The organism is Oceanirhabdus sp. W0125-5 (assembly GCF_027938815.1).
GTDB lineage: Bacteria > Bacillota > Clostridia > Clostridiales > Clostridiaceae > Oceanirhabdus.
In genome coordinates, this window is the sequence record NZ_CP115913.1 from 4,330,324 (window position 1) to 4,355,860 (window position 25,537).

28 protein-coding genes and 1 other RNA gene are annotated in these 25,537 nt (G+C 30.6%); 5 read left to right on the plus strand and 24 right to left on the minus strand.

The features are described from left to right. Window positions 1–33: 33 nt before the first annotated feature. The 13 genes from OW730_RS20185 to OW730_RS20245 all read right to left on the minus strand — a co-directional run bounded on the left by OW730_RS20185 (window position 34) and on the right by OW730_RS20245 (window position 10,494). On the minus strand, window positions 34–201 hold the full coding sequence (locus tag OW730_RS20185) for a MerR family DNA-binding transcriptional regulator (protein WP_271225850.1): 168 nt from the start codon (window positions 199–201) through the stop codon (window positions 34–36). 108 nt (window positions 202–309) lie between these two features. Next, window positions 310–1,176 (minus strand): helix-turn-helix domain-containing protein, encoded by an 867-nt coding sequence (locus tag OW730_RS20190; RefSeq protein WP_271225851.1) that lies wholly within the window; start codon window positions 1,174–1,176, stop codon window positions 310–312. Between the two features lie 146 nt (window positions 1,177–1,322). After that, window positions 1,323–2,000, minus strand: coding sequence for a 4Fe-4S binding protein (locus OW730_RS20195; RefSeq protein ID WP_271225852.1), 678 nt, complete (start codon window positions 1,998–2,000; stop codon window positions 1,323–1,325). A 94-nt stretch (window positions 2,001–2,094) separates the two neighbouring features. Continuing rightward, complete coding sequence (locus OW730_RS20200) at window positions 2,095–3,456, minus strand: Na+/H+ antiporter NhaC family protein (RefSeq protein WP_271225853.1); 1,362 nt, start codon at window positions 3,454–3,456, stop codon at window positions 2,095–2,097. A 173-nt stretch (window positions 3,457–3,629) separates the two neighbouring features. Next, window positions 3,630–3,779, minus strand: coding sequence for a hypothetical protein (locus OW730_RS20205; RefSeq protein WP_271225854.1), 150 nt, complete (start codon window positions 3,777–3,779; stop codon window positions 3,630–3,632). A gap of 633 nt (window positions 3,780–4,412) precedes the next feature. Further along, on the minus strand, window positions 4,413–5,081 hold the full coding sequence (locus OW730_RS20210; protein WP_271225855.1) for an HAD family hydrolase: 669 nt from the start codon (window positions 5,079–5,081) through the stop codon (window positions 4,413–4,415). 71 nt (window positions 5,082–5,152) lie between these two features. After that, entirely contained in the window at window positions 5,153–5,374 is a 222-nt protein-coding gene (locus OW730_RS20215) for a DUF2905 domain-containing protein (protein ID WP_271225856.1), read from the minus strand. A gap of 156 nt (window positions 5,375–5,530) precedes the next feature. Beyond that, the gene (gene folK, locus OW730_RS20220; protein ID WP_271225857.1) at window positions 5,531–6,346 is read right to left on the minus strand and encodes a 2-amino-4-hydroxy-6-hydroxymethyldihydropteridine diphosphokinase; all 816 of its coding nucleotides are present in this window, start codon (window positions 6,344–6,346) and stop codon (window positions 5,531–5,533) included. Between the two features lie 21 nt (window positions 6,347–6,367). Further along, a complete protein-coding gene (gene folP, locus OW730_RS20225) occupies window positions 6,368–7,180 on the minus strand; it encodes a dihydropteroate synthase (RefSeq protein ID WP_271225858.1) in 813 nt (270 codons plus the stop codon). A 66-nt stretch (window positions 7,181–7,246) separates the two neighbouring features. Beyond that, complete coding sequence (locus OW730_RS20230; RefSeq protein ID WP_271225859.1) at window positions 7,247–7,726, minus strand: HD domain-containing protein; 480 nt, start codon at window positions 7,724–7,726, stop codon at window positions 7,247–7,249. Window positions 7,727–7,813: 87 nt separating this feature from the next. Next, complete coding sequence (locus tag OW730_RS20235) at window positions 7,814–8,551, minus strand: aminotransferase class IV (protein ID WP_271225860.1); 738 nt, start codon at window positions 8,549–8,551, stop codon at window positions 7,814–7,816. Further along, window positions 8,544–9,911, minus strand: coding sequence for an aminodeoxychorismate synthase component I (gene pabB / locus OW730_RS20240; RefSeq protein ID WP_271225861.1), 1,368 nt, complete (start codon window positions 9,909–9,911; stop codon window positions 8,544–8,546). The genes OW730_RS20235 and pabB overlap by 8 nt, the downstream gene beginning before the upstream one ends. Next, complete coding sequence (locus tag OW730_RS20245; protein ID WP_271225862.1) at window positions 9,892–10,494, minus strand: anthranilate synthase component II; 603 nt, start codon at window positions 10,492–10,494, stop codon at window positions 9,892–9,894. The genes pabB and OW730_RS20245 overlap by 20 nt, the downstream gene beginning before the upstream one ends. A 406-nt stretch (window positions 10,495–10,900) precedes the next feature. Here OW730_RS20245 and OW730_RS20250 point away from each other — a divergent pair, with 406 nt between their 5' ends. Next, a complete protein-coding gene (locus OW730_RS20250; RefSeq protein WP_271225863.1) occupies window positions 10,901–11,740 on the plus strand; it encodes a PHP domain-containing protein in 840 nt (279 codons plus the stop codon). Between the two features lie 288 nt (window positions 11,741–12,028). Here OW730_RS20250 and OW730_RS20255 read toward each other — a convergent pair whose 3' ends face one another. Further along, window positions 12,029–13,033: a phosphotransferase enzyme family protein gene (locus OW730_RS20255; protein ID WP_271225864.1), complete on the minus strand. Its 1,005-nt coding sequence runs from the start codon at window positions 13,031–13,033 to the stop codon at window positions 12,029–12,031. 166 nt (window positions 13,034–13,199) lie between these two features. Between OW730_RS20255 and OW730_RS20260 the strand changes: the two genes are divergently transcribed. Beyond that, window positions 13,200–13,448, plus strand: a complete 249-nt coding sequence (locus OW730_RS20260) for a hypothetical protein (RefSeq protein WP_271225865.1) — start codon at window positions 13,200–13,202, stop codon at window positions 13,446–13,448. Window positions 13,449–13,624: 176 nt separating this feature from the next. On the opposite strand, the gene OW730_RS20265 is transcribed toward OW730_RS20260, so the two are convergent. Both OW730_RS20265 and OW730_RS20270 read right to left on the minus strand, forming a co-directional pair. Continuing rightward, the gene (locus OW730_RS20265) at window positions 13,625–15,040 is read right to left on the minus strand and encodes an aminopeptidase (protein WP_271225866.1); all 1,416 of its coding nucleotides are present in this window, start codon (window positions 15,038–15,040) and stop codon (window positions 13,625–13,627) included. A gap of 94 nt (window positions 15,041–15,134) precedes the next feature. Next, window positions 15,135–16,073 (minus strand): magnesium transporter CorA family protein, encoded by a 939-nt coding sequence (locus OW730_RS20270; protein WP_271225867.1) that lies wholly within the window; start codon window positions 16,071–16,073, stop codon window positions 15,135–15,137. A 289-nt stretch (window positions 16,074–16,362) separates the two neighbouring features. Here OW730_RS20270 and OW730_RS20275 point away from each other — a divergent pair, with 289 nt between their 5' ends. Continuing rightward, entirely contained in the window at window positions 16,363–16,518 is a 156-nt protein-coding gene (locus OW730_RS20275; RefSeq protein WP_271225868.1) for a hypothetical protein, read from the plus strand. 253 nt (window positions 16,519–16,771) lie between these two features. On the opposite strand, the gene ssrS is transcribed toward OW730_RS20275, so the two are convergent. The 3 genes from ssrS to OW730_RS20290 all read right to left on the minus strand — a co-directional run bounded on the left by ssrS (window position 16,772) and on the right by OW730_RS20290 (window position 17,997). Then, window positions 16,772–16,950: non-coding RNA, 6S RNA (gene ssrS, locus OW730_RS20280), on the minus strand. Between the two features lie 90 nt (window positions 16,951–17,040). Next, a complete protein-coding gene (locus OW730_RS20285) occupies window positions 17,041–17,598 on the minus strand; it encodes a flavodoxin family protein (RefSeq protein ID WP_271225869.1) in 558 nt (185 codons plus the stop codon). Window positions 17,599–17,607: 9 nt separating this feature from the next. Beyond that, window positions 17,608–17,997, minus strand: a complete 390-nt coding sequence (locus tag OW730_RS20290) for a hypothetical protein (protein ID WP_271225870.1) — start codon at window positions 17,995–17,997, stop codon at window positions 17,608–17,610. 247 nt (window positions 17,998–18,244) lie between these two features. Here OW730_RS20290 and OW730_RS20295 point away from each other — a divergent pair, with 247 nt between their 5' ends. After that, window positions 18,245–19,126 carry a DUF2268 domain-containing putative Zn-dependent protease gene (locus OW730_RS20295; protein ID WP_271225871.1) on the plus strand — a complete coding sequence of 294 codons (882 nt, stop codon included), beginning with the start codon at window positions 18,245–18,247 and terminating at the stop codon, window positions 19,124–19,126. A 23-nt stretch (window positions 19,127–19,149) separates the two neighbouring features. Here the strand turns inward: OW730_RS20295 and OW730_RS20300 are convergent, their stop codons facing one another. After that, entirely contained in the window at window positions 19,150–20,322 is a 1,173-nt protein-coding gene (locus OW730_RS20300; protein WP_271225872.1) for an FprA family A-type flavoprotein, read from the minus strand. Between the two features lie 374 nt (window positions 20,323–20,696). On the opposite strand from OW730_RS20300, the gene OW730_RS20305 reads away from it, so the two are divergent. After that, complete coding sequence (locus OW730_RS20305; RefSeq protein ID WP_271225873.1) at window positions 20,697–20,858, plus strand: hypothetical protein; 162 nt, start codon at window positions 20,697–20,699, stop codon at window positions 20,856–20,858. 287 nt (window positions 20,859–21,145) lie between these two features. On the opposite strand, the gene OW730_RS20310 is transcribed toward OW730_RS20305, so the two are convergent. From OW730_RS20310 to OW730_RS20325, 4 genes are all read right to left on the minus strand, one after another. Next, window positions 21,146–21,487 (minus strand): hypothetical protein, encoded by a 342-nt coding sequence (locus tag OW730_RS20310; RefSeq protein ID WP_271225874.1) that lies wholly within the window; start codon window positions 21,485–21,487, stop codon window positions 21,146–21,148. 225 nt (window positions 21,488–21,712) lie between these two features. Then, a complete protein-coding gene (locus tag OW730_RS20315) occupies window positions 21,713–22,339 on the minus strand; it encodes a V-type ATP synthase subunit D (RefSeq protein ID WP_271229608.1) in 627 nt (208 codons plus the stop codon). A 38-nt stretch (window positions 22,340–22,377) separates the two neighbouring features. Beyond that, window positions 22,378–23,760: a V-type ATP synthase subunit B gene (locus OW730_RS20320; RefSeq protein ID WP_271225875.1), complete on the minus strand. Its 1,383-nt coding sequence runs from the start codon at window positions 23,758–23,760 to the stop codon at window positions 22,378–22,380. Further along, window positions 23,753–25,525, minus strand: a complete 1,773-nt coding sequence (locus OW730_RS20325) for a V-type ATP synthase subunit A (RefSeq protein WP_271225876.1) — start codon at window positions 25,523–25,525, stop codon at window positions 23,753–23,755. Before OW730_RS20325 ends, OW730_RS20320 begins: the two co-directional genes overlap by 8 nt. Window positions 25,526–25,537: the final 12 nt, after the last annotated feature.

Consider the following 25,537-nt stretch of genomic DNA (forward strand, 5'->3'; position numbering starts at 1 on the left):
ACTCCTTATCACTTACTGTTTATATTTTTTCAGTTAATAAATTAACCATAGGATTTCTATATCTTCTTTTGAGTATATTCTATATCCATTCTTATCCCTTTTAGGCTCAGGAAGCAACCTAATTTTTTCATAATATCGTATGGTCTCTTTATTTATATTTAATTCATTTACTAAATCTCCAATATTATAATTAACTTTCATAACATCTTCCTATCCTATTTCAATAACAATAGCTTTTTATTTAATATTATATACTCAATGTATATCAATTCCAAGTTTTTCTAGTAACTAATCTGTTCTCAACGGCTCTTACTTATTGATTTTTCTAAATTCATTTGGTGTTATACCAGTATATTTCTTAAAGAATTTTGTCATATTTGAAGATTCACTGAATCCTAGTTCATCAGAAATTGACCCAATACTCTTACTTTCATAACATAAATTACGTTTGATTTCTAAAATCAAACGATCTATTATAAATTGCTTTGCAGACATATCAACTGCTTTACGTGTCATTTGATTAACAGTTTTTTTTGATACATACATCATAGCTGCATATTCCTCAACCGTCTTTACTTCTTTTATATGTGTATCCACTAAGTCGGCAAACTGCAAAAATATATTATTATTTTTCTGATTTATTACCTTTTCAATTTCTAAATATTTCTGTTTAATAAGCAAAATTAACGTCCTAAAAGATGAACTAATAATTTCACCCCTTAATTCTGTATTGATTTGAGAATAAAAATTATGCAAAAGTTTTAATTGTTGATTTTCATCACATTCTACTTTACTCATAAATTGTACAAAGGGATTCATATATGTTTGCTTAAATAAATCTAAAACTTCAACTGCTCTATCTCCTAAAAGTTCATATAAAAATTCTTCAGTAAACATAATAAAGTAACCTTCTAGCTCTTCATTATAATGAAATCGATGTACTCGGTTCTTAGATATTAAAATAAGATCTCCAGTATGATAAGGATATTCTACAAAATCAATTTCATGAACACCTTCCCCTTTAACCACAAAAATCATATTATAAAAATCTATTCTATATTGTTGTGTAATCATTGCTATATTCCTAGGCTTTAAAAACTCTTTAAAGGAAATGATTTCGAATCCAAGAGATCGTTTTTTTGTGTTTTTAAATTGGATACGCTCAACTTTTTTCATATATCCTCCTTGATTAAACATACCATATATTAATTATGGAAAAGGAAGCAATTATTAAATCATTGCTTCCTTCCTACATTCGTATAGCTTTATATTTGTTATTTTATACTAACACAATATCATTATCAATATTCACATTATTGTTATTAAAATATTAAAGATTCTTTAATTGCATTTACTGGACATGCCAACATGCAGCTTCCACAATCATCACATCGATCCTCACGTACTCTATAAGGAGTTCCTTCTTCAATTGCTTTAAAGGTACAAACTTTTTTACATTTACCACAACCAATACAATCATCAGTGATTCTTATACCTGCTGGATTAAATTCAGCTCCCCCAAAAGAAAATCTCTTTCTTAAAAGTTTATGATCTCTATTTATACAGTCAAAATCCACATCGAAAATTTCTACCTTTGCTTTATATAAAACAAAATTCCCTTCTGCCATAGCAGGATACTTATCAATATCATTAGCTGCACTTAAAAAATCCTTATTTGTTTTAGCCTTTTCTTTTATAATTTCTGGTGCTACTTTTTTAACCTCTCCAATTATGCGTACAGAATAACTTGGTGGAAAAGATGGGGTACCGTCTTCTTCATGTCCCAAACACTTACTATCTGATATTCCACACACAGTCACTTTTCCTGTTTTAATCAACTGTCTTCCAAATGGTTTATTAGCCATTGTTCTAAAATATATACCTTCTTCATCACAACCATTAAAGTGAGCTATTCTTGAATGTACTTCATCCCCACTAATAGTTGAAAAAACTAATACTCCGATATTGTCTATAAGTTTGTAAAGTTCTTTAATTTCCATAATTACCTCCATATTTTAAAATTATTAGGTTAAATAAATTTATATTCTTTGTAAATAATATACTTTTCTATTCAATTCTCAGTTATATACTGAATTAAACTACAACTCCTAAAATGAGGAATCCAACACAGCTTAATGCAGCTGCAATCAATGCATATGGTATTTGAGTTGCAACATGATCCATTACTTTTACTTCAGCTACCATAGAAGATAATATTGTTGAATCTGAAATTGGTGAGCAGTGATCTCCAAATAGCCCTCCTGAAATAATAGCACCTAGTACAAGTGGAATTGGAACATTAAGTGAAACTGCCATTGGGAATACAATTGGAATTAAAATTCCTACTGTTCCTCCACTTGTTCCTGTAGCAAAGGACATTATGGCACCTAAAATAAACACCATGACAGGTATAAAAACAGGATTAACATTTCCACTTATTGATGCAATATATGCACCAGTTCCCAGCTCACTTACTAAATTGCTAAATGCAAAAGCCAATGCTAAAATCATTGTTACACCTAAATAATTTGACATACCTTTTACAGCCCATTCAGAATAACTCTTTAAACTTGTTACACCTTGAATAACATAATATACTCCTGTTAAAAACAGTGTAATAAATACACCAAGATAAATACTAGTAGAGCCATCACCAGTTATAACCATAATACTAATTATTGAACCTACCAATAAAATTATAGGAACTAATAAATTTTTAATTTTAGGTTCATATTTACCCTCATAGACAGTATCTGCTGAAATATTATCAGACTGGTTATTATTCACAACATCCTTACCTTTAGCTCCACCTTTTCCAAACAAAATTACAATACCAACTATTAGAATAGATAATATACCATACAGTTGAAATGGTATCGTAGAAATTATTGTTTCCATAGGATCTACATCTATAGTACCTGCAGAAATTTGTGCTCCAATCATTGCTATTAAGAATGCTCCTGCACCGTTAAAAGGAACTAACCAAGCAATAGGAGCTGATGTTGAATCTGTTATATAAGCTAATTTTTTTCTTGATACATCAAAATGATCAAACAAAGGTCTTGCTGTAACCCCTGTAATTATTATAGAGCTTGTACCATCAATAAACATGAGCATACCAATTAAATAGGCAATTAATTGCGCACCTTTTTGAGACTTTACAACTTGCCTCTTCTTAGTTAAGTACTCTACCATGCCCTTAACCCCTCCAGATGCTTCAATTACATATACAAATGCACCAATCATTAAACAAAATAAAATTGCTTTAACAGCATAATCATCTTGAAAAACCTTATATATACTATTCACCCCTAAAAAAAGTGACTTAGTTTTAAAATCTAAAATAATACCTGAAACTAAAATTCCTGCTAATAAAGATATAAAAACATCTTTAATCGTAAATGCTAATATAATCGCCAGTAAAACTGGAATTAAGGATAACCATCCAATTTCCATAAATTCTGCCTCCTCAAATGCTATAATAAAGAAATTCCTCATAACAATATTATAGTTACGATTAGGCATCAAAGTAATGTACATATTAAACCAAAAACAGTAAAAACGAAACCTTATTCAGTTTCATTTTTACTGTTTTTGCTTTATATTAAATAAATAATAATTAATTGAAATTATTCTACTTCCTTTTGAAAGAAAAAAATAAATAATAAAAATAAAGGAAAACACAAGAAATATAGTTTACTTTCACCAAAACCTCTAAACCCCCAAAATCCCATAAAACCATAAAATCCATAATACCTAGAAAATCTAGTTTTTCTCATTTTACCTCCCCCTTTTGTTAGTAACATTTCACACCATCCAATAATTTAGTAACAATAAATAAATAGATAAATAAATGGTTTTTATAAATTATATACATTTTGATTAATTATTATTAATCTAATTTATTTTGGAGGATTTTATGACTTTAGTTTATTATGTTTTCATAAGATAGCTCTCTTTTTTAAAATAATGTTGAAAACTTTTTTTGTATTTAATTACTTATTTTTGAAAAATGCAATATATATTTTTCAACATCTTTTTAAAAAAGAGATTTATGTCACAATTGCACTTCTAATTTACTTTAGCCTTTTTTCATTATTTAAGATTAAATACTTTTTTTAAAATATTTTAATATACTGTATAGAGTCATAATTGAAACTAATATACGAGGTTTAATTATGGAAGTAATATATGGTGCAATGTTAATAGGAGCTATTTGTGGACAATGAAACATCTCTTATGTAATAACTAGAAAGGCATAGCAAAACACACCACTTACATATGTGTGGTGTGTCTCTGCTTGTCCCCGCTATAAGTCTATTACAAATGGATATAACTACTATCAATCAACTCTGGTTAATAGTATTTCATTTTTTCTTATAGGTGGTATGTTGAATGTAGTAAAATATGCTTTATCCTGCACTATTCATATGTATAGAATTAAGGAGCTCAATTACTTCATGAAGATTTGTTAACTTAGAATGTACTATTCCTGATAATTCTTCAGTAGGCTCAATTAAATCTGGTATCATCACAGGTATTAGTTGAGCAGAAAAGGCAGAGTTAATGCCATTTGGTGAATCTTCAAGAGCCAAACATTCTGATGGGCTAACTCCTAATAATTCACTGGCTTTCAAGTAAATATCTGGTGCTGGTTTACTGTTTTCAATCATATCTCCACATACTATTACATCAAAGTAATCAGTAATATTGGCTCTTTTAAAATGCCTAAGTGCAACTTCTTTGTTTGATGATGTTGCTACTGCAATCTTATAATTGTTTTCTTTTAAATAAGTTAATAACTCAATTAAACCAGGTTTCATAGGTATGCCGTGATAATTATAATAATCATGAAAAAATTCTTTTGCATGTTTACTTAAATCTTCTTCAGTAACCCGCTCCCCATACTCTTCAATAAAAACTTTCCTAGCACTTTCAATATTCATGCCTAAAGTTTTATAAACCATATGTCCCATTTTCCCTATACCAATTTTTTCTCCAGCATAATCCCAAGCTTTAATTGTTAACCTTTCTGTATCAAACATCAGTCCATCCATATCAAATACTACTGCTTTTATCATGTTTTCATTACCTCCAAAACCACAACAACTATTTATTACAACATTTACAATTATATCATGTTTTTCAATTTTTATTTAAACAAATTTGAAATTAAGCTTGAAATTAAAGAAATAATAATTCCAGTCAAAACTATTGTTACTATAGGAAAATAAAATGTACTATTTCCTTTTTTATAAATAATATCTCCAGGGAGTTTACCTATGCCTATCCTCTCCCCAAAATAAATAACAACTCCAGCTAAAAATAAAGTCACTCCTATGGTTATTAATGTTTTTCCTATTACCTGATACAATGCGAACCCCTCCCGCTAATTAGGTATATACATTATTAATTATGTATTTCTTCTAATTTAATTATATGAAAAATATTTATTGTGGTTTAGTCCGTAAAGTAATAAAAAGGATATGACTTTAGTCATATCCTTTAAACATTATTTATTCTCTCTTCTTTATCCTTCCAGTTCATTCTTTAAATCAATCATTCTCTTTCTTAACAAAGGATGTACTTTATATGGTGCTAATTCACACATTGGTTCTAAAACGAACATTCTCTCTGGTATACCTGGGTGTGGAATTATAACTCTTTCATCCTCACTTATTATATCATCATAGAAAAGAACATCTAAGTCTAAAGTTCTAGGACCCCATCTGATAATTCTTTCTCTCTTGAGTTGTTTTTCTACATCAAGCATGAAATTCAATAGTTCAATTGGTGTTAGTAAAGTTTCAATCTCAAATACCGTATTCATAAATGTGTCCTGATCAACACCCCCAAAGGGTACTGTTTCAATTATTCTTGCTATTTGAACTATTTGAGTATGATTTGAAGCCTGTATAATTTCCGCTGCATCATTAATATTCTGCACCTTATCGCCCATATTTGCGCCTACCCCTATGTAGGCTTTATGTTTTTCTCTAAATATCTCAACAGCTGGATACTCAACTGGCAATCCAATAGGTGCCCAAGGTTTCTTAAGAAGTACCTTTACCCCTTTAACCATATCATATTCTCTCAAAATAAATTCAGCCATATTCTCGCAGCACTTTTCAAGAAGCTTGTGATTCTCTTTCTTAAATAACTCTGTAATCTTATGGCATAACTCTCCGTAATGAACAGAGGCCTCTAGCTCATCAGTTTTACCTGCTTTTCGTAAATCTAAATGAAGTTCAAAAGATATAAGAAACTTTTGTCCTAGCTTATTTTCTTCTTCGTATACTCCATGGTTTCCATATACCTCTAGGTCTTTTATTATTATTTTATCCATATTACCACTTCCGTTCATTATCTATTTTTCACTATTTAAGATAGCATCAGTCATTCTAGCTGCTCTAAGATTTTCTTTGATATCATGTACTCTAATAAATTCACATCCACTCATGATACCCATAACTGTCGTTGCTATTGTCCCTTCTACTCTCTGTTCAACTGGAAGATCAAGAGTTTTACCAATCATTGATTTTCTAGATGTTCCAAGAAGAACAGGATATCCAATTTCTCTAATACGCTTTAAGTTCTTCATCACAATTAAGTTCTGTTCAACAGTTTTCCCAAACCCAATACCTGGGTCTAATATAATATTTTCTTTCTTAACACCTGCTTCTAGAGCAATGTCAATACATTCATTTAACTCTTTTATTACATCCTCTACTAGATTATTATATTCTGTGTTATTTCTATTATGCATTAAGCAGCAAGGAACCTGGTATTTCGCGGCTACTTCAGCAATATATGGATCTTTCTTAAATCCCCATACATCATTAATAAGGCTTGCACCAGCCTGTATTGCTAATTCAGCAACTTTTCCTTTATATGTATCAATAGAAATTGGCACATCTATCTCTTTTGCAAGGGCTTCTATAATTGGAATAACTCTTTCAATCTCCTCCTGTTCTTGAACCTTAGCAGAACCAGGTCTAGTAGATTCACCACCAATATCAATAATATGAGCGCCCTCTTCAATCATTTCCTTAGCATGGTTTACTGCTGCCTCAATATTATTGAATTTTCCTCCATCTGAAAATGAATCAGGAGTGACATTAAGTATTCCCATTATATAAGTTTCATTTCCTAAATTAAATTCCTTTTTACCTATTCTCATTTTCTTTCCCCCCTCAAAAATCAAACAAAGAACAAATGTAAAATTCTTTATTCTCTGTTCTTTGTATCAGTATTTTAAATAGATATTTTTATCCTCTTTACTCCAGTTACACTCATCAGAAGCGCTGCATTCGTAACATTCTCTTGAAAGCTTATCTGCTCTATATGTTAGTTTTTCAAATGCAGTTCCCTCTTTATTGTACTTTCTATGAGATAAAATTCCTCTATTAATAATTTCAATCTCACTTTTATTGAATCCACTCTCTTCAAGTATGTCTTTAGCTAAAATAATACTCCCTTTCTCATGAGGAGTACCATTTTCATATTGAAGTCCCCTTCCAATGTCATGGAGTAATCCTACTGCATAAACAATTTCTTTATCTATGTTCAGTCCTTCTTCTAAAGATAAAATATACAGAATTCTGCTCATAGTTAAAAAATGTGATATGTTATGTACGCAGAACTCTCTATTCTTCTCATAGGTTTCAATCTTCTTAATCTCTTCAATATATCTATTATTATTCAATATAGAGTTAACCCTCTTCATAAACCAGACCTCATTTATATTTATTTAAACATAATTAAAGGATATTCTGAAGAATGAAGAATATCTTCAATATCTGTTCTTTATTCTCTATTCTTTATTCTTTTTTATTAATTGATTATACCATTCTCTAAGTTCATCATAAAGAGAACACCTCTGATATTTCTTTCTACCTAATGAATTAACCCACATGATACCCATAAGACTATTTGTAATAAAGGCTCCATCACATTCCATTGCTTCCTTTAAGGTTATCTCACTCTCATTAATAATATCCTTGAATTTTTCAACAAACTTTTCTCGAATTATCCCATTTAATAATCCACATTCAACTTTAGGTGTTATTATCTTATCTCCTTTTATGAAAAATATATTTGAAACAGCACCTTCAGCAATATATCCTTTTGTATTTAGAAATATTACCTCATCAAAGCCTTCACTACTTGCTTTTCTCTTTTCAATAATATTGTCGTAGTAATTGAAACTCTTCAAATATGTCATATTACTGGTTTCATTTCTCATAACCTTAGATAACTTTAATGAAAACCCCTTCTCATAATGCTCTTCCCCATAAAGGATATCTCTCATCTCATATACTGTATTTTTTTCTGATACCATTATTTTAAGTGCACAGTTATACTTTGTAATGTGTTCTTTAACCTCATCTATACAAATCTTTTTATCTATTCCAAGTTTCATTAATCCTGAATTTAATCTATTTAAATGCTCCTCTAAAAAAACAGGTTCTTTTCTAATTAATATTGTTTCAAAACATCCTCTTCCGTAAAAGAATCCATCATCATATGAAATACACTTATCTTTATTCATTACACAATGCCCTCATCAATGCTTTAGCCTTATGCAATGTTTCCTCATACTCAAATTCCTCTTCAGATTCCCAAGTGATTCCTCCACCTACTCCAAAATAAGCAGTACCCTCCTTAAGCATTATCGTTCTAATAACAATATTAATATCGCAGTTTCCATCAAAGCCAAGATATCCAATAGATCCTGTATATATATTTCTCCTTACCTTCTCCATCTCATCAATAATCTCCATAGCTCTAATCTTAGGCGCCCCTGTAATAGATCCTCCTGGGAAAGCAACTCTAATAGAATCTATAATATCCTTCCCCTCTTCAAGCTCACCTCTAATATTAGACACAAGATGGAATACAGTAGGATATTCTTCTATCTCAAATAACTCAGTAACCTTAACAGTATTTAATTTACATACTCTACTAAGGTCGTTTCTCTCTAAATCCACTATCATAAGAAGTTCAGATTTATCCTTCTCACTATTCATTAGTTCTTTTCTATTCTTTTCATCCTCCTCAGGATTTTTCCCTCTAGGTCTTGTTCCTTTTATTGGTCTTGTATCAATAACACCTTCTCTAACTTTTAAAAACCTTTCTGGAGAACATGATAGTATTTCAAACTCATCAAGCTTCATATAAGCCCCAAATTGAGCAGGATTAATAGTTCTTAAATCATTATATATATCATATCCACTTCTTCCAACTGGACACTGAAAGCGTTGGGTAAGATTCATTATATATACATCACCACTACGTATATAATCTCTAACCTTTCCAACTGCCTTTATATATTCTTCCTTCTCAAAGTTAGAGGTGAATTTTGTAAAATCAATTTCCTCACCAACTTCAGGTTTCTCAATTGTTTCTCCACTCTTAATTATACTCTCTATTTCATCAATGCTTTTCTCAGCTTTCTCCTTAATCCCTAAACCTGTTACAAAGGTTGTTTTATTCAGATTATCAAATATTATTACATTATCATAAAAATTAAAATAAATCTTAGGAATCTCAATATCTTCCTTAGCTATTTCTGTAATTTTTTCAAAGTCTCTTCCTAGGTCATATGAGAAATACCCTATACCCCCTCCAATAAAAGGAAAGTTAGTATTATTCTCTATCTTATAGTCCTGTAAAATATCTTTAATCTTATCTAACACATCCCCATTTGCAGCTTCACCATTAAAAACATATTCTTTAGTATCACCTTTTATTTTTATAAAAGGATTAATACCTAAAAATGAGTACCTTCCAGAACCAGAAAAATCTTTACCGCTGTCTAGAAAAACAACCTCTTCTTCATTCTTAAAGAGTGAAAAAATATCAAATGTGGTCAGTTCAGTGTTTATTTGTCTAATATATACCTCTTTCACCCACACCACTCCTTTCTCTACAGCTTTCAATAAAATTCTTTATCATCTCATGTCCATATTCAGTTAGCTCTGCTTCAGGATGAAATTGAACCCCTTCAATAAAGAACTCTTTATGTCTCACACCCATTACGGTACCATCATCAGTTGATGCTGTTACCATGAGTGACTGTGGAAGTTCTTCTTTATCAACTACAAGTGAATGATATCTAGTAACCTTAAATCTATTTGGAAGACCTCTAAATACACCCTTACCATCATTATTTATAAAGTGAACCTTACCATGAACAGGTTCTTCTCCCTTTATAACTTTTGCCCCAAATTCATGAGAAATTATTTGATGACCAAGACATATTCCCAAGATTGGTATTTTCCCCTTAAACTCTTGAATGATTTCACTAGAAATCCCCCCATTTTCAGGAGTTCCGGGACCAGGCGATATTATTATTCCTTCAGGATTACTCTCCCTTATTAAGTTTATATCCACCTTATCATTTCTATATATTTTAATATTTTCTCCTAATTCTTTCACATATCTTACAAGGTTATACACAAAAGAATCATAGTTATCGATCATTATGAACATTCTAATCCCCTTCTTTACAAAACGTCTCATTATACATTATAATTTTACAATATGATTATATCATACAGATACATATGTTGTATCAAAAGGAAATGAAATTGATATATACATAAAATATTATCAACCAGAGTGCATTAATTTTAGTTGAAAGTGGAAAATTGAAAACGATGGATGTTTCTCACTGGCTTGAGAAACTACATCTTGTTTTCTTTAGATCAATAAGATCTTACTCATTTTATCTGTGATAAAATATTGTATTATAAGTTCAATTATTTATGTTTTAAAAACCTCTTATTATAACAAAGACCTATAATAATTAATCATTATAGGTGATGAAATATAGATAATTAATGACTATAGCCCTTTAATCTAAAAATAGAATCATAATTTATAAAGGAGAGATTTGATGACATTAAGAGCAGATCTTCATATGCATACAACGAGCAGTGATGGTACTTTTTCACCAACTGAGCTTGTAAACCGTGCTAAGAATAAAGAAATAGATATAATTGCTATTACTGATCATGATACAGTGGAAGGAATAGAAGAAGCTATAGAAGCAGCTAAGAAATTAAACATAAAAGTTATACCAGGAATTGAACTATCAACAACTTATAATGGTGAAAATATTCACATCATTGGATACTTCAAAGGAAATGGATATAAAGATCCTTCCCTTATAAACTTTCTTGAAGACCTGAAAGAAAAACGATTCACAAGAGCAAAGAAAATAGTAGAAAACATGAAATCAATACACAATATTCATATCTCATTTGACGAGATAATGAAAAACTCAGATGGAGTAATAGCACGTCCTCATATTGCTCGAGAAATTTTAAAAGTTAGACCAGATTTAACATGGGATCAGGTATTCTACAAATACTTAAGTGATGGGTGCCCAGCTTATATTCCTTCAGTTAAAGTTCCATTAGAAGAGGGAATAGCATTGTTAAAAAAATATGATGCTATTGTATCCCTAGCACACCCTACAATAATAAGAAAAACCCCAGTCAAAAAATTTATGGAATTTAATTTTGACGCAATGGAAGCAATATACCCAGAAAATAAATTTGGTGAAACAGGTAGATTCATTTCTTTATGTAATGAACACAATATACTTGTGACTGCTGGCTCAGATTTTCATGGTAACCTAACTCAAGATACTATGCATCATGATATTGGCACAGTGGCTTTAGAAGGTGTTCATTTAGAAAATTTCTTGAAAGGGTTGGATTTGGAGCTTTAGAATGGAAAGCTTAAAAAGAAATGTATAATGTATAATTGATAATGTATAATGAAAGATGGTTCTGACCAGTGGTCAGAACCTATATTTTTTGTTCTTAAGTTATTAAAAGTTTACTCATTTTATCTTGAGATAAAATATTGTAATTAAATACAAAGTATATTAAGTAATATGTCCCTTATAACGATTAATATAAGTTTATTACTCTGGCATTCAGCTCTTTTTTAAAGTTAATATTAATTTTAAATTTCTGTACTTAGTAACCCATAGGCGCCAATAAAAGACATCATATTACTTATGATAAATTTCATACCATTCCTTTAACCATGTATATTGTGCGTTCAACCAATTATCATTTAGCCAATGAGAACCTTCTATAGGCGCTCTATTTATTGGGATAGTAGCATTTAACTCGTAATGTCTAAGTGCAATAAATAATGGTATTGAATCTCTCTCTAATTGGGACAGTGGAAATACTTTCGTATATCCCTCTAGAAAAACCTCAAGTGTTTTTTGTGTTTCCTTTATCTGTGTTTTATCTAAATTAAAATAATTTGTTTCATCACAATAAACTGCAATATCTAGCATATTGCACCCAATACCACATGCATCAAAATCAAAAAAAGCTACTTCATCATTTAATGTTTTTATAATATTGCCATCGTGAAAATCACCATGACAAAAACCAATACACTGTGGTTGCTTTGAATATAGCTCTTTTATTTTTTTGGATATTATTTCACCATAACTTTTAAAAAAACTAATTTCCTCTTCTTTTTTAGGAAAATATTTATTCATAACCTTTATAAAATTATCAATTATATAATCCTCATCTATCTTTGCCAGTCTGTCTAAATAAGGGTAATCTTTCATAACAGATCGCATTAGTGCCACTTGTTTACCTATCATTCTATGATCTTCATCTTTATGTTCCTCTGATATTTTTTTCTCATCAATAAAACTTATAACAACGACTTCCCTTTCACCTTCAGGAGCAAATATTGTGGTTGTGTTGCAATTATTTTTATTTTTATAAACTTTAGGAACTGTTATACCACTTTCCCTCAAATACTCCATTACATCAGCACTATTTTCAGCATTTTTCTTATGTAAAAGATCACTCTTGTATATTTTCATAACGTATGATTGTTTATCATCTTCAATAAAGTACACATCTCCAATAAATGCTCTATGTAAGCGTAATGACTTCACATTTTTAATATTATAATATTCATCCAATAGAATAATAAGATCATCATCTCTCAAGACAGAATATTCACAACTTGATTTAAACATACTTGCCACCTCTTTCAATTTTCATATTAGTCAGTATATCTCTATCATTATTTTCCTAATCATTACATGATTCTTTAATTGTAACACAATTAAAGGAATTAATGTTCAAATATAGAAATTAATCATAAGGCAACTTTCTATATTATAAAAGGAGAATGACACTATTATGAGAAATCTATTTCGCTTTCCTGGTCCGAATTCAATCTATAAAATCCCCGGTACCTTACCTGCTGGATTTTGGTCTGGATTATGGCATGGTTTAATTTCACCAATCACATTAATAATCAGTATATTTTATCCTAAAGTTAGAATGTATGAAACAAATAATAACATTTTTCTATATGATTTAGGGTTTCTTTTTGGCGTATTATATACACTTCGTATAATTATCGGACTTACCAACAACTTCGTATAAAATTTTAAAATATTTATTATTTATAATACAATGTTTCATGGAAGATGAAACGAGTCAAAATTCATTGTCCAACACACAATACAATTAAAATTTCACGGAGTGAAATATCCTTCATTCTCCATTCTACATTATCCATTATCCATTAAAAAAAAAGCACCCCTCAGGGTGCTTTAAAATTAAGCTTCTATTAAGAATGCTTTGTATCCTTTATATGCTTCATAAATGTCTGCTTTAGAAGCGATTTCCCATGGTGCGTGCATGTTGTGAAGAGCAACACCACTATCAATAACTTCCATTCCGTATTCAGCAAGGATGTATGCGATTGTTCCACCGCCTCCTTGGTCAACTTTACCTAATTCTGAAGTCTGCCAGATTACTCCGTGCTTATCAAAGATGTTTCTTAACTCAGCGATGAACTCTGGGTTTGCATCGTTACATCCACCTTTTCCTCTAGCTCCAGTGTATTTGTTTAATACTAGACCTTTACCGAAGAATGCATTGTTTCTCTTATCAGAAACTGATGGATAGTTAGGATCAAATGCAGCACTTACGTCTGAAGAAAGCATCTTAGAGTTAGCTAATGCTCTTCTTAACTTAAGATCATTATAATCTTCCATGATGTTGATGATTTCAGCTACAGTGTTTTCGAAGAACTTACCTTTCATTCCAGTAGCACCTTGGCTTCCAACTTCTTCTTTATCAACAAGAAGACATACAGAAGTTCTCTTTGGAGTATCCATCTCAAGAATAGCCTCTAAAGAAGTGTATCCACAAATTCTATCATCATGACCATAAGCAAGAACCATTGAACTATCTAAGCCGTAATGTCTAGCTCTACCAGCTGGTACGATTTCTAACTCAGCAGAAACGAAATCTTCTTCTGTAATTCCGTATCTTTCGTTAAGAATTCTAAGTGTGTTAGCTTTAACTCTGTTTTTAGCTTCTTTATCTTCGATTGGCATAGATCCAACACATACATTTAATGATTCACCATCAATACCTTTAGCTAAAGTCTTAGACATTTGGTCTGCTGATAAGTGAATTAATAAATCTGAAATACCTACAACTGGATCTTTCTCATCTTCACCAATAACGATGTTTACAATAGTTCCATCTTTTTTAACAACAACTCCGTGTATAGCTAGTGGAATAGTTACCCACTGATACTTTTTAACTCCACCATAGTAGTGAGTTTTTAATAATGATATATCTGAATCTTCATAAAGAGGATTTTGTTTTAAGTCTATTCTAGGAGAGTCAACGTGCGCACCTAATATGTTCATACCCTTCTCTAATGATTCTTCACCAATTAAGAACATAGCAAGAACTTTACCCATAAGTTGAGCATAAACTTTGTCTCCAGCTTTAAGTGTTTCTTTATTTTTTATAATGTCTTCAATATTTTTATACCCATTTTTTTCAGCAATCTCAATACTCTTTGTAATACATTCTCTTTCAGTCTTACACTCAGACATGAAATCTATGTATCTGTCACTTAATGCAAAAGCAGCATCTAGGTCTTCTTTTGAATAAGAATCCCAAGCTAACTCATACTTTTTTTCCAATTTTAAATCTTTATTGTTCTTTTCCATACCATTGCCTCCTAAACTATTTTTATACTCGAATAAATACATTGTACTAAATTAACTAAGATATTACAATGTAAGATAGTAAAGTATCATAAAATTATAGCCATTTTTTTTTCTTAAATATTATAATTAATAATAATGTTATTAAAATCATTATTATTATAAAGTAATAATATCCATTTTCACATTCTAGAAATGGGATTCTCTTAAAATTCATTCCATACATACTTGTTAATAAATTAAGTGGAAGAAATATTGCTGAGATTAAAGTGAAAATTTTCATCAATTCATTTGTTTTATTTGCTATCTCTGACTCGAATGCCTCTCTAACCAGAGCTAAATCTTGTACTAGACTCTCAAGTGCAGTCAAAAGTTTATCAATTTTAGTATTAACCGAAACAAAATTTTTAATATATTCTTCTTCTATTATGTCATTTTCATTACTTAGGATACTATCCCCTATATATCTAAGAGGATTTAAGTATTTTCTTGTTTTATAAACCTGCCGTCTTAAATGTATTAATTCATCTATCTGTTCATTTTTGGGGTTTTTTAAAATATTTATCTCAATTGTATCTGCAAAGGCTTCAAGACTTTGAATTATATCGTAATTTCTTATAATTATTCTATCTAAAATATAATAAAGAACAACACTAGGATTAGGTTTATCTTTTAACATAAAGCAATTTTTAGAACTTTTAATATCATCCAATAATTTTTCTATCAATTCTAATCTATCTTTGAATACTGTTATTATGTAATCTTTACTTAGATAAATATTTATTTCTTTTGCAATTATAATTTTATTTTTCATAATGAGAGCATTACACACTAAAAACATATAATTACTATAGAAGCTAATTTTGGAAGCCTGTCTCATATCAATACATTCAAATATACTATCATCATCAAGATTTAGCTTTTCTTGAATATCTTTTATTTCTTCACCTTTAACCAAAATCCAATAATTGCTCTTTCCTTCTTTCCATTCACCTTCAACTTCTTTAAAATTATCCATAATATCATATATTCTCATCTTATAACCCCACCTTTTCAGTAGTATTTTTACCATATAAATAAATATTATTAATCTCAAAATCGTAATACTTTTTTTTACCATTTTCGATTTTTCCATTTCTTTACATTTGGCTCTTTTTCTACAATTACACAGCTTTTGTAAATATTTTACATTTTGTTTTCCTGCTGATAATTGTATTTTTTTGACAGTTAATGAAATTTTATATAAGTCCATGTCATTCGATTTTTTTTACAAATTTTCAGCTAAATGGTAAAATATAGATACAATTTGGAAGGAGAGGGGAACTATGAATTCAAAAACTTTTTATGGTAACACAATTAAATTTCTAAAGGAAATACTCAATTATTTTGTAGAGAGACTGGGGGTAGAAAATAAGTTAACCTTATTTGTTAGTCAAGTACTAGATAGGTTTATAACTGTATATCAAAGATCCTATTGTTAAAATTATTTCATTAAATTATATTTATTCAACTTAAATCCACATTGAAATATATATTATTAAAACACAAATAAAACACAAATAAAAAATATATAAATAAAATATAAGTAAAATATAAAAAATTAATTTAAACATAAAAATAAAGGCTTTGGATAAACCAAAGCCTTCTTTATATTCTAATGAAATGTACAATAATTTCTTTTTAGAACAAAATTAAAGCAAATAAAAAGCACACTAGGTGTGCATTTATTCTTTAATACATCCCAAATCTGCCGGTAACTTACGTTGTTCATACCCGCCACTCAGCAGGTGGGCTCTTCTCATTATACTTCTGCCTTCTCTTCAAAGAGAGCATGCCATCCATATACATTTCGATGATCCCTATATCATTTTGTCGGTTGAACAAAGTAAGCTTTACGAACAGCTCAGGATTCTTGTTAAATTTATTATATCATTATTAGAAATAAAATCAATATTACTTTTACACTTTATTCATTGAAATTATTTCTTTTTAAAGGATTTTTATTAAAAATCTCTAAATTTCTCTGCTTTTCTTAATGCCTCTTCTTTTATCTCAATTGACAATTGGTTCACATTTTCTCTATCAGTGTTTGGTATGAATACAATATCCTTTAATTCACATCCAATAGTATTATAAAAGTATTTTCCAACTTTAGTCATTGGCTCTAACATCCCTTCCCATTCGTTACCGGCCGTTATTACCAATATACCTTTTCGCTTTTTTTCTATAACCTCATTGAATACATATTTCTTACACCATAAAACTTGTACTCGATTAATAAGCGCTATTAAAGGTGACGGAAACATTCCAAAATACATTGGAGAAGCTATTATAATATTTTCATACTTTTGAAGCTTTTCATATAATTCAGTCATATCATCCTTTATTGAACATTCTCCATTCTTTGAAGAACAAAAACCACAATCAATACAAGGAGCAATATTGCTTTCATATAAATTAACTATTTCCCCTTCAATGTTAGCAGATTTTAAATACTCTTCTAAAAGTCTATTAGTTCTTCCCATCTTATTAGGGGAAGCAAAAAGTATTAAAGTCTTCATTAACCTCACCTATTCCATTACATCAAGAAGATACTCTTCTAAATTAACACCATTATCTTTAATTGAAATAGAGCAAATAAAATCGTTATACTCTGTTGATTCAATAGGAACATCGAAAGCAATAAATTGAAAATCTAATTCATCTTCACAAAATTCATCCAAAATATCATTAACATTATCTACTGCCATGTCATTTAAATAAGGTAAAAAGAAATCGTAATTCCATTCATCCTCATCACCATCACATTCTTCATCAGCATACGCCTTTGCCCCTTCAAGTTCTAACTTATCAAACTTGTAACTCATTCTGAATATTGTGTACTCCTCTTCATCTTTCACAATATCTATGAACTCAAGATTATTATCATTTAAAAAATCTATTAATTCTTCTTTTAACATTTGATTCCTCCAAGCAATAATGCATTAAATTTCATTTTCTATACATTATTAATTTTACACATTTTTCGCGTTTTTAGTCAATGATTTGCATATCACCTTCATTATATCACTATTTGCGTGATAATACATCTAATCAAGTAATAAATAATTATAACTGTTTAATACCTTTATATACTATTCATTTAAAGGTATAATTTTTATAAATACTCTTTATGGAAAATAAAACATAAATAGGAGATGAAGCTTAGTGATAAAAAATAAATTCCGTATCATTTCTGCATGGGATAATGTTGAAAAATTTATTCATGCAGCAAAGTCAGCAAAAGAAGAAAATATACAATCTTTATGGGATAAGTACATGATAGAACCTTATTGGGATAAAGTGATGGAATGGGCTCCATCTGGGTTTGAAGGGCGTAAACCTAAGCCAATTAAAGATTTGATAACTTTAAATAAACAGCTTAATATTATAAAAAATTCAAGTATTATTAGTTATCTTGAAAAAGAATTTACTAGAATATGCGATAACCTTCCTAAAAACGATGAAGATATAATTACTATAGCTTTATACCCCTTAAGTCCAGAAAACTCAATTGCTACCGAAAGACATAATGGAGTTATTGGAAGCTGTGAGTTTGGTAACATCTTAATTAATATAAATCCATTAGCAGCAGATTGGGAAAGATGGGTTCCTTATGTTACAGCTCATGAATATCATCACAGCGTGTGGGGTCATAATAACATTGTTTTAAAAGGAAACTATCGTGGTGATTTACTAACATATTTGCTAAATGAAGGACAAGCTGATGCATTTGCTCAAAATCTATATAATGAATTGAAACCATCTTGGACAACTCCAATAAAAAAGGAAAAAGAAATGAGAATGTGGTCATTAATGAAAAAACATCTTGAATGTTGTGACCCTGATATAAAAAGCAAGCTTATGTTTGGAGATGAACAAGAGGACATTCCATGGTGTGTTGGTTATCTAATAGGTAACCATATTATTGAGCATTTTATCAAAAAAAATCCACACACTACCTTTATGGAACTAATAAATATGGATTCAGAAAATATATTATCTGAGAGCGGATATGAGAAATATATACACTCTGAAATATATAATTAAAAAACACGGCAGAAGCCGTGTTTTTACATTTTATCTATAAACTTATTTAAGAATTCCATTCCTTGTTCAATTTCCGCTTCACTAGGAACAAACTTAAATTTAAATCCTTCTTCAACAACATTAAATTTAAGTGATTTTAATCTCTCAGTTAACATTGGTACACCTTCGCCACTCCATCCGTAGCTTCCAAATGCTCCTGCTGCTTTTCCTCTGTTAGTTATAGCACTAACATATGATAGTAATCCCCATGCTGGTTCAACTGCATCTTGGTTGATTGTAGGTGATCCTATAAGCACTCCTGAACTGCTGTCAATTAATTTCAAGCAATTTTCAACACCATACTCTGTAATATCATGTGCTTCTGCTTTATATCCTTTATTGATTAATTCTTCTTTAAACATTTCAGCAATCTTTTTAGTGTTATCATAAGCTGAAATATAAAGTATTGCTACTTTATCTTTTTCTGGCAGTTTAACTTCAGACCATTCTCTATATAACTTCTTACACTCTTCAATATCATTTGTGTGCACTGGTCCATGACTTGGTGCTACCATATCATACTCTAAATTCTCTATTTTATCTAATGCCATATTTACAAACTTTTTAAATGGACCCATTATACAATCATAGTAATACTTCATTTCACTGTAGTATTCTTCATCGTATTCTTCCATTACGTTACCTTCTGGAGAATAGTGACTTCCAAACACATCACATGTGAATAACATTTTAGATTGTTCTACATAAGTAAATATTGTGTCTGGCCAATGTAAGTTTGGCGCTGAAATAAACTTTAAAGTCTTCTCTCCTAAGTTTAAATCTTCTTTTGCTACTAATGAATTAAATTCTCTATTTAATATATTTTTTGTGTAATTTAGAGCTGCATTTGATCCTACAACTACCGCATCTGGATAATCTTCTAAAAGTCTTTTTAATGAACCACTATGATCTAACTCAGTGTGATGAACTATAATATAATCAACTTTTCTATCTCCAATTACCTCTACTATATTTTTCTTAAATTCATCATAATAACCATTCTTTACTGTATCAACGATTGCTATTTTCTCATCTTCTATAAGGTATGAATTATATGTAGTACCTTTTTTAGTTTTCATTATAATGTCAAATACTCTTAACTCAGGGTTTTTTACACCTATCCAATATATATTGTTCTTTAATTTAATTGCTCCCATGAAAAGACCTCCTCAACACTTATTACCTGTTAATATTTTAACACATATTAAAATTACTTTCAATAGATAATTATTATTTTTTAATAACTTTTATTAATTCTAGACACTATTAGAATTTAACTTTATTTTACCATTTTATAAATATTACTATACCATATAAATAGGAATATTGACATGATTTAAATCACATAATATAATTATAGTATACCCCTATAGGGTATAAAGGTGGTGTTATTATGAAAATACAAGAAAAATTATTAAATTATTTAAACTCAAAAGATAAAAAATATTTATCTTTAAAAGTTGTTACTCTTTCATGTGGGTGAGCAGGTGGTAACACAAAAAGTCTCAGGGTTGAGATTTTAGATTCCCCAATGAATAATTCTAATTTTAAAGAACTAAAAGTAAACAATATTACAGTATACGTACATGACATAATCACATTAACTGATAAAGCAGAATTAATTCAAACACTTAAACTCCCATTTATGCCGCCAGTGATTGGTGTGAAAGGGGTTACTTTTAAGGAATATTAAAAAAGCACGGGTACCGTGCTTTTTAATTGAAAATTGAAAGTGGAAAATGGACAACGATGGATATTTCTGCTTTAATGCAGAAATTTAATTTTTTATTGTTCTCAAAAACGAGGGGTTTTTACTCATTTTATCTTAATAAAATATTGTATTGTAACTACAATGTTTTATGTAAAATTAAACGAATAAAAACCTCTTATTTTTTTACCTATAAAATAAAGGTTCTGACTAGAGTCAGAACCATCCTACGTTGTCAATTGTCCACTGTCCACTATGTTTTTATATCTATCTTAAAAAACATAACTACTCTTATATTCTTGACCAATAAAGATGTTATACTGTCTTAAAGCTTCTGCTTCATCAACTTTCCCCTCTTCAAGCTTTCTATATAACATGTAAAGTTTTACATTAAGCTCTGAGTCTTCAGTCTCTTTCATCTTTTTATAAATCTTATCTGCAATGCTTTCTTCTTGCTCTTCTGTTCCGTTTTCTTCAAAAAGATTTATTAATCTCTCTACCTTTTTTCTTAATAATTGATCACCTACAGAAAGTTTTAACTCATTAAGTCCAAGTCTTAGCTCTTTAAGTTTGCTCTCTTCAACCATAATTAATTTTGATTCTTTTTTCATCATCATACTTCCCCCTATATTGTTTGTATTGTATTCAAGTTATTTATATTACTATATATGAGAGTTATATTCCATAGCATGTAAATCTATCAATTTCTCAAAATTTCATTCATAATTAATTATAATATAAATGCATATAAAAAACAAACTGATAATTGAAAATTGAAAGTTGAAAACGTAAGATGTTTCTTAACAACAAAAAAAGAAGGGAAAATTCCCTTCTCTTAATTAAGCTTCCGCGTTTCTTTCCGCTTCTTCCATCATACTCTTAACCTTCATAAGTCTTGTTATTGCACTTCTTTCATTTTCATCAAGTTTCATCTTGATAAATTTGATAGTCTCAGTAAGGTTAGGAATAGTCATATATTCTAGAGCGTTAACTCTTCTTCTTGTTTTTTCTATCTCATCTGCCATTAGCTGACAAGATTTCTCTACCTCTGCAAGTTCTAGTAACTTAGGTAGAATATGATATATCTTTTCAAGAGATTCATCAAGTTCAGCTGATGTATTAGCAAATCCATATGGATATATGCTACCTTCATCACCATCTAATTTTCTCATAAACTTCATTATAGGAACGTTAACACTCATAACATTCTTAGTTTGAACATCTAGACTTATGCTCTCTTTTGGATATGCTATAGCCTGTTCTAAGAACTCATCTGACATTACAGCTCTAGCCATTACAAAATCTTTAAAAGAACCTTCTAATTGTTCCTCAACTTCTTTTCTAAGTTTATTATTATATTTTACGAGCTCAATAAATCTTCTCATTAATTCATCTTGTTTATCTTTTAACAGTTTGTGCCCTCTTGTTGCTGTTAATAATCTCTTCTTTAATTGGGTCCTCACCATTCTAGTAGGATTAACGTTCAATTTATTAGTAGCCAATCTTACTCACCCTCTCTTTTAGGTAAGTATCTATCAATATATTCATCTCTGATTCTCTTAAGTTCTGATTTTGGTAAGATTGATAATAACTCCCACCCAAGATTCAATGTATCTTCAATTGTTCTGTTAGCTTCGAATCCTTGAGAAACATATCTCTTCTCAAATTCATCAGCAAACTTTGCAAATGCTCTATCACTTTCAGAAAGTGCAGATTCACCAAGGATAACAGCAAGTTCTTTTGCTTGAATTCCTTGTGCATATCCAGCAAACAATTGGTTCATTGTATCTGCATGATCTTCTCTAGTCTTTTCTTTACCAATACCTTTATCTTTAAGTCTTGATAAAGATGGAAGAACATTTATTGGTGGCATTATCCCTTGCTTATACAGTTCTCTTGATAGGATAATCTGTCCTTCAGTGATGTATCCTGTTAAGTCAGGAATTGGATGTGTTTTATCATCCTCTGGCATTGTTAAAATTGGAATTTGAGTGATTGATCCCTCAAGTCCTTTGATTCTTCCTGCTCTCTCATATAAAGTAGAAAGGTCAGTATATAAGTATCCTGGATATCCTCTTCTTCCTGGAACCTCTTTTCTTGCAGCAGATACTTCTCTAAGTGCCTCACAGTAGTTTGTAAGGTCAGTCATTATAACAAGTACGTGCATACCTCTTTCATAAGCTAGGTACTCAGCAGCTGTAAGAGCCATTCTAGGTGTTGCTATTCTCTCGATAGCTGGGTCATTTGCTAAGTTCATGAATAAAACAGTTCTATCAATTGCCCCTGTTTTTGTAAAGTCATCAACAAAGAATTGAGCCTCTTCGAAAGTAATACCTATTGCGGCAAATACAACAACGAATTTTGAATCTGAATTTCTAACTTTTGCCTGTCTTGCAATCTGTGCAGCAAGTTCAGCGTGAGGAAGACCTGAACCAGAGAAAACTGGAAGCTTCTGTCCTCTAACTAATGTATTTAGTCCATCAATTGCTGATACTCCTGTTTGAATAAACTCAGAAGGATAGTTTCTAGCAACTGGGTTAATAGGCTCTCCATTTATGTCTAACTTTTTATCTGGAATGATCTTTGGTCCACCATCTTTAGGTCTTCCAAGACCATCAAATACTCTTCCTAACATATCTTCTGATACGCCAAGTTCTAGAGGTTTACCTTCAAATCTAACTTTTGCACCCTTAAGGTTGATTCCAGCAGAACTTTCAAATAACTGAATAACCGCTTTATCTCCATTAACCTCAAGAACTCTACCTCTTCTTTTTTCTCCATTATGAAGTTCTATCTCAACTAACTCATCAAATTTTACGCCTTCAACTTGGTCAACAAGCATTAAAGGACCAACAACTTCTCTTACTGTTCTGTATTCTTTAAGCATTACCGACACCTTCTTCGCTGATTATTTTTTCCATATCCTTGCTTAAGTCGTCGAAGATTGCATCTATTCTGTTCATTTCAGTTTCTGGGATGTACTTAGCTCTTGCAATTCTATCTCTGATTTCCATCTTAAGAAGCTTTTCTAAATACACTCCACCTTTAATAGCTTTTTCTGCTTCTTCTCTAAAGTTAAGAACTAATTTTAACATTCTATATTGTTTATCAAGAGATGCAAATGTATCTACTTCGTGGAATGCATTCTGCATTAGATAGTCTTCTCTAATTGACTTAGCAACTTCAAGTTTTAATCTATCGCCTTCTGATAAGGCATCAATACCAACAAGTCTAACAATCTCTTCTAATTTAGCTTCATCTTGTAATAATGCCATTGCTTCTGTTGTAAGTTTAGTCCAATCACTTGCAACATTCTCATTCATCCATCCACCGATTTTTTCAAGATATAATGAATATGAATTTAACCAGTTAATAGCTGGGAAGTGTCTCTTATATGCTAACTGTGAATCTAGTCCCCAGAAAACTTTAACAATTCTTAATGTAGCCTGTGTTACTGGTTCAGAAAGGTCTCCACCTGGAGGCGAAACCGCACCGATCATTGTAAGCGCACCTTCTCTATCTTCTCCACCTAAACAAACAACTTTTCCAGCTCTCTCATAGATATCAGCTGCTCTTGATCCAAGATATGCAGGGTAACCTTCGTCACCAGGCATCTCTTCAAGTCTACCAGACATCTCTCTTAAAGCCTCTGCCCATCTTGAAGTTGAGTCTGCCATCATAGCTACTGAGTAACCCATATCTCTGAAGTACTCTCCAAGAGTTAATCCAGTATATATAGAAGCTTCTCTCGCTGCAACCGGCATGTTAGATGTATTTGCAATAAGAGTAGTTCTCTTCATTAATGACTCTCCAGTTTTAGGGTCAATTAACTCTGGGAATTCATTAAGAACGTCTGTCATCTCGTTACCACGCTCTCCACATCCAACGTAAACAACTATCTGTGCATCTCCCCATTTAGCTAATTGGTGCTGAACAACTGTTTTACCACTTCCGAAAGGTCCTGGTACACATGCAGTTCCCCCTTTAGCAACTGGGAAGAAAGTATCAATTATTCTTTGTCCTGTTACTAGTGGTTCAACAGGATTTAACTTTTGCTTGTAAGGTCTACCTTTTCTTACAGGCCATTTTTGCATCATCATTACTTCTTTATCGCCATTTTCAGTTTCAATTACTGCAACTGTTTCCACTACAGTAAATTCACCTTCTGTTATGCTCTTGATCTTACCTTTAGTTCCATGAGGAACCATTATCTTGTGGCTAATAACTGAAGTTTCTTGAACTGCACCAATAATAGTACCACCTTCAACTTCATCCCCTACCTTTAATGTAGGTACAAAATGCCATTTCTTTTCTCTATCTAATGATGGAACTTCAACTCCCTTAGTTAAGAAGTTACCAACCTTATTCATAATACTATGAAGAGGTCTTTGAATTCCATCAAACATGCACTCCATGATTCCTGGTCCAAGTTCAAGACTTAAAGGTTCTCCAGTTGTCTTAACTGGGTCCCCAGGTCCAATACCTGAAGTTTCTTCATAAACCTGTATAGAAGCTCTATCGCCTCTCATTTCTATAATTTCACCAACTAATCCTCTTTCACCAACTCTAACAACGTCATAAACGTTAGCTTCATCCATGTTTTCGGCAACAACAAGAGGACCAGATACTTTTAATATCTTCCCGATTTTCAAGTTAACTACCTA

What these genes read in the sequence shown, in the direction of transcription:
- OW730_RS20235 (WP_271225860.1), bottom strand. Translation starts at nt 8,551, where the DNA reads ATGAATAAAGATAAGTGTATTTCATATGATGATGGATTCTTTTACGGA.
- OW730_RS20210 (WP_271225855.1), bottom strand. Translation starts at nt 5,081, where the DNA reads ATGATAAAAGCAGTAGTATTTGATATGGATGGACTGATGTTTGATACA.
- folK (WP_271225857.1), bottom strand. Translation starts at nt 6,346, where the DNA reads ATGGATAAAATAATAATAAAAGACCTAGAGGTATATGGAAACCATGGA.
- OW730_RS20305 (WP_271225873.1), top strand. Translation starts at nt 20,697, where the DNA reads ATGAATAATTCTAATTTTAAAGAACTAAAAGTAAACAATATTACAGTA.
- OW730_RS20255 (WP_271225864.1), bottom strand. Translation starts at nt 13,033, where the DNA reads ATGTTTAAATCAAGTTGTGAATATTCTGTCTTGAGAGATGATGATCTT.
- OW730_RS20315 (WP_271229608.1), bottom strand. Translation starts at nt 22,339, where the DNA reads ATGGTGAGGACCCAATTAAAGAAGAGATTATTAACAGCAACAAGAGGG.
- OW730_RS20195 (WP_271225852.1), bottom strand. Translation starts at nt 2,000, where the DNA reads ATGGAAATTAAAGAACTTTACAAACTTATAGACAATATCGGAGTATTA.
- OW730_RS20265 (WP_271225866.1), bottom strand. Translation starts at nt 15,040, where the DNA reads ATGGAAAAGAACAATAAAGATTTAAAATTGGAAAAAAAGTATGAGTTA.
- OW730_RS20285 (WP_271225869.1), bottom strand. Translation starts at nt 17,598, where the DNA reads ATGAAGACTTTAATACTTTTTGCTTCCCCTAATAAGATGGGAAGAACT.
- OW730_RS20200 (WP_271225853.1), bottom strand. Translation starts at nt 3,456, where the DNA reads ATGGAAATTGGATGGTTATCCTTAATTCCAGTTTTACTGGCGATTATA.
- OW730_RS20320 (WP_271225875.1), bottom strand. Translation starts at nt 23,760, where the DNA reads ATGCTTAAAGAATACAGAACAGTAAGAGAAGTTGTTGGTCCTTTAATG.
- OW730_RS20290 (WP_271225870.1), bottom strand. Translation starts at nt 17,997, where the DNA reads ATGTTAAAAGAAGAATTAATAGATTTTTTAAATGATAATAATCTTGAG.
- folP (WP_271225858.1), bottom strand. Translation starts at nt 7,180, where the DNA reads ATGAGAATAGGTAAAAAGGAATTTAATTTAGGAAATGAAACTTATATA.
- OW730_RS20190 (WP_271225851.1), bottom strand. Translation starts at nt 1,176, where the DNA reads ATGAAAAAAGTTGAGCGTATCCAATTTAAAAACACAAAAAAACGATCT.
- OW730_RS20205 (WP_271225854.1), bottom strand. Translation starts at nt 3,779, where the DNA reads ATGAGAAAAACTAGATTTTCTAGGTATTATGGATTTTATGGTTTTATG.
- OW730_RS20185 (WP_271225850.1), bottom strand. Translation starts at nt 201, where the DNA reads ATGAAAGTTAATTATAATATTGGAGATTTAGTAAATGAATTAAATATA.
- OW730_RS20260 (WP_271225865.1), top strand. Translation starts at nt 13,200, where the DNA reads ATGAGAAATCTATTTCGCTTTCCTGGTCCGAATTCAATCTATAAAATC.
- OW730_RS20230 (WP_271225859.1), bottom strand. Translation starts at nt 7,726, where the DNA reads ATGAAGAGGGTTAACTCTATATTGAATAATAATAGATATATTGAAGAG.
- OW730_RS20275 (WP_271225868.1), top strand. Translation starts at nt 16,363, where the DNA reads ATGAATTCAAAAACTTTTTATGGTAACACAATTAAATTTCTAAAGGAA.
- OW730_RS20270 (WP_271225867.1), bottom strand. Translation starts at nt 16,073, where the DNA reads ATGAGAATATATGATATTATGGATAATTTTAAAGAAGTTGAAGGTGAA.
- OW730_RS20300 (WP_271225872.1), bottom strand. Translation starts at nt 20,322, where the DNA reads ATGGGAGCAATTAAATTAAAGAACAATATATATTGGATAGGTGTAAAA.
- OW730_RS20310 (WP_271225874.1), bottom strand. Translation starts at nt 21,487, where the DNA reads ATGATGAAAAAAGAATCAAAATTAATTATGGTTGAAGAGAGCAAACTT.
- OW730_RS20245 (WP_271225862.1), bottom strand. Translation starts at nt 10,494, where the DNA reads ATGTTCATAATGATCGATAACTATGATTCTTTTGTGTATAACCTTGTA.
- OW730_RS20250 (WP_271225863.1), top strand. Translation starts at nt 10,901, where the DNA reads ATGACATTAAGAGCAGATCTTCATATGCATACAACGAGCAGTGATGGT.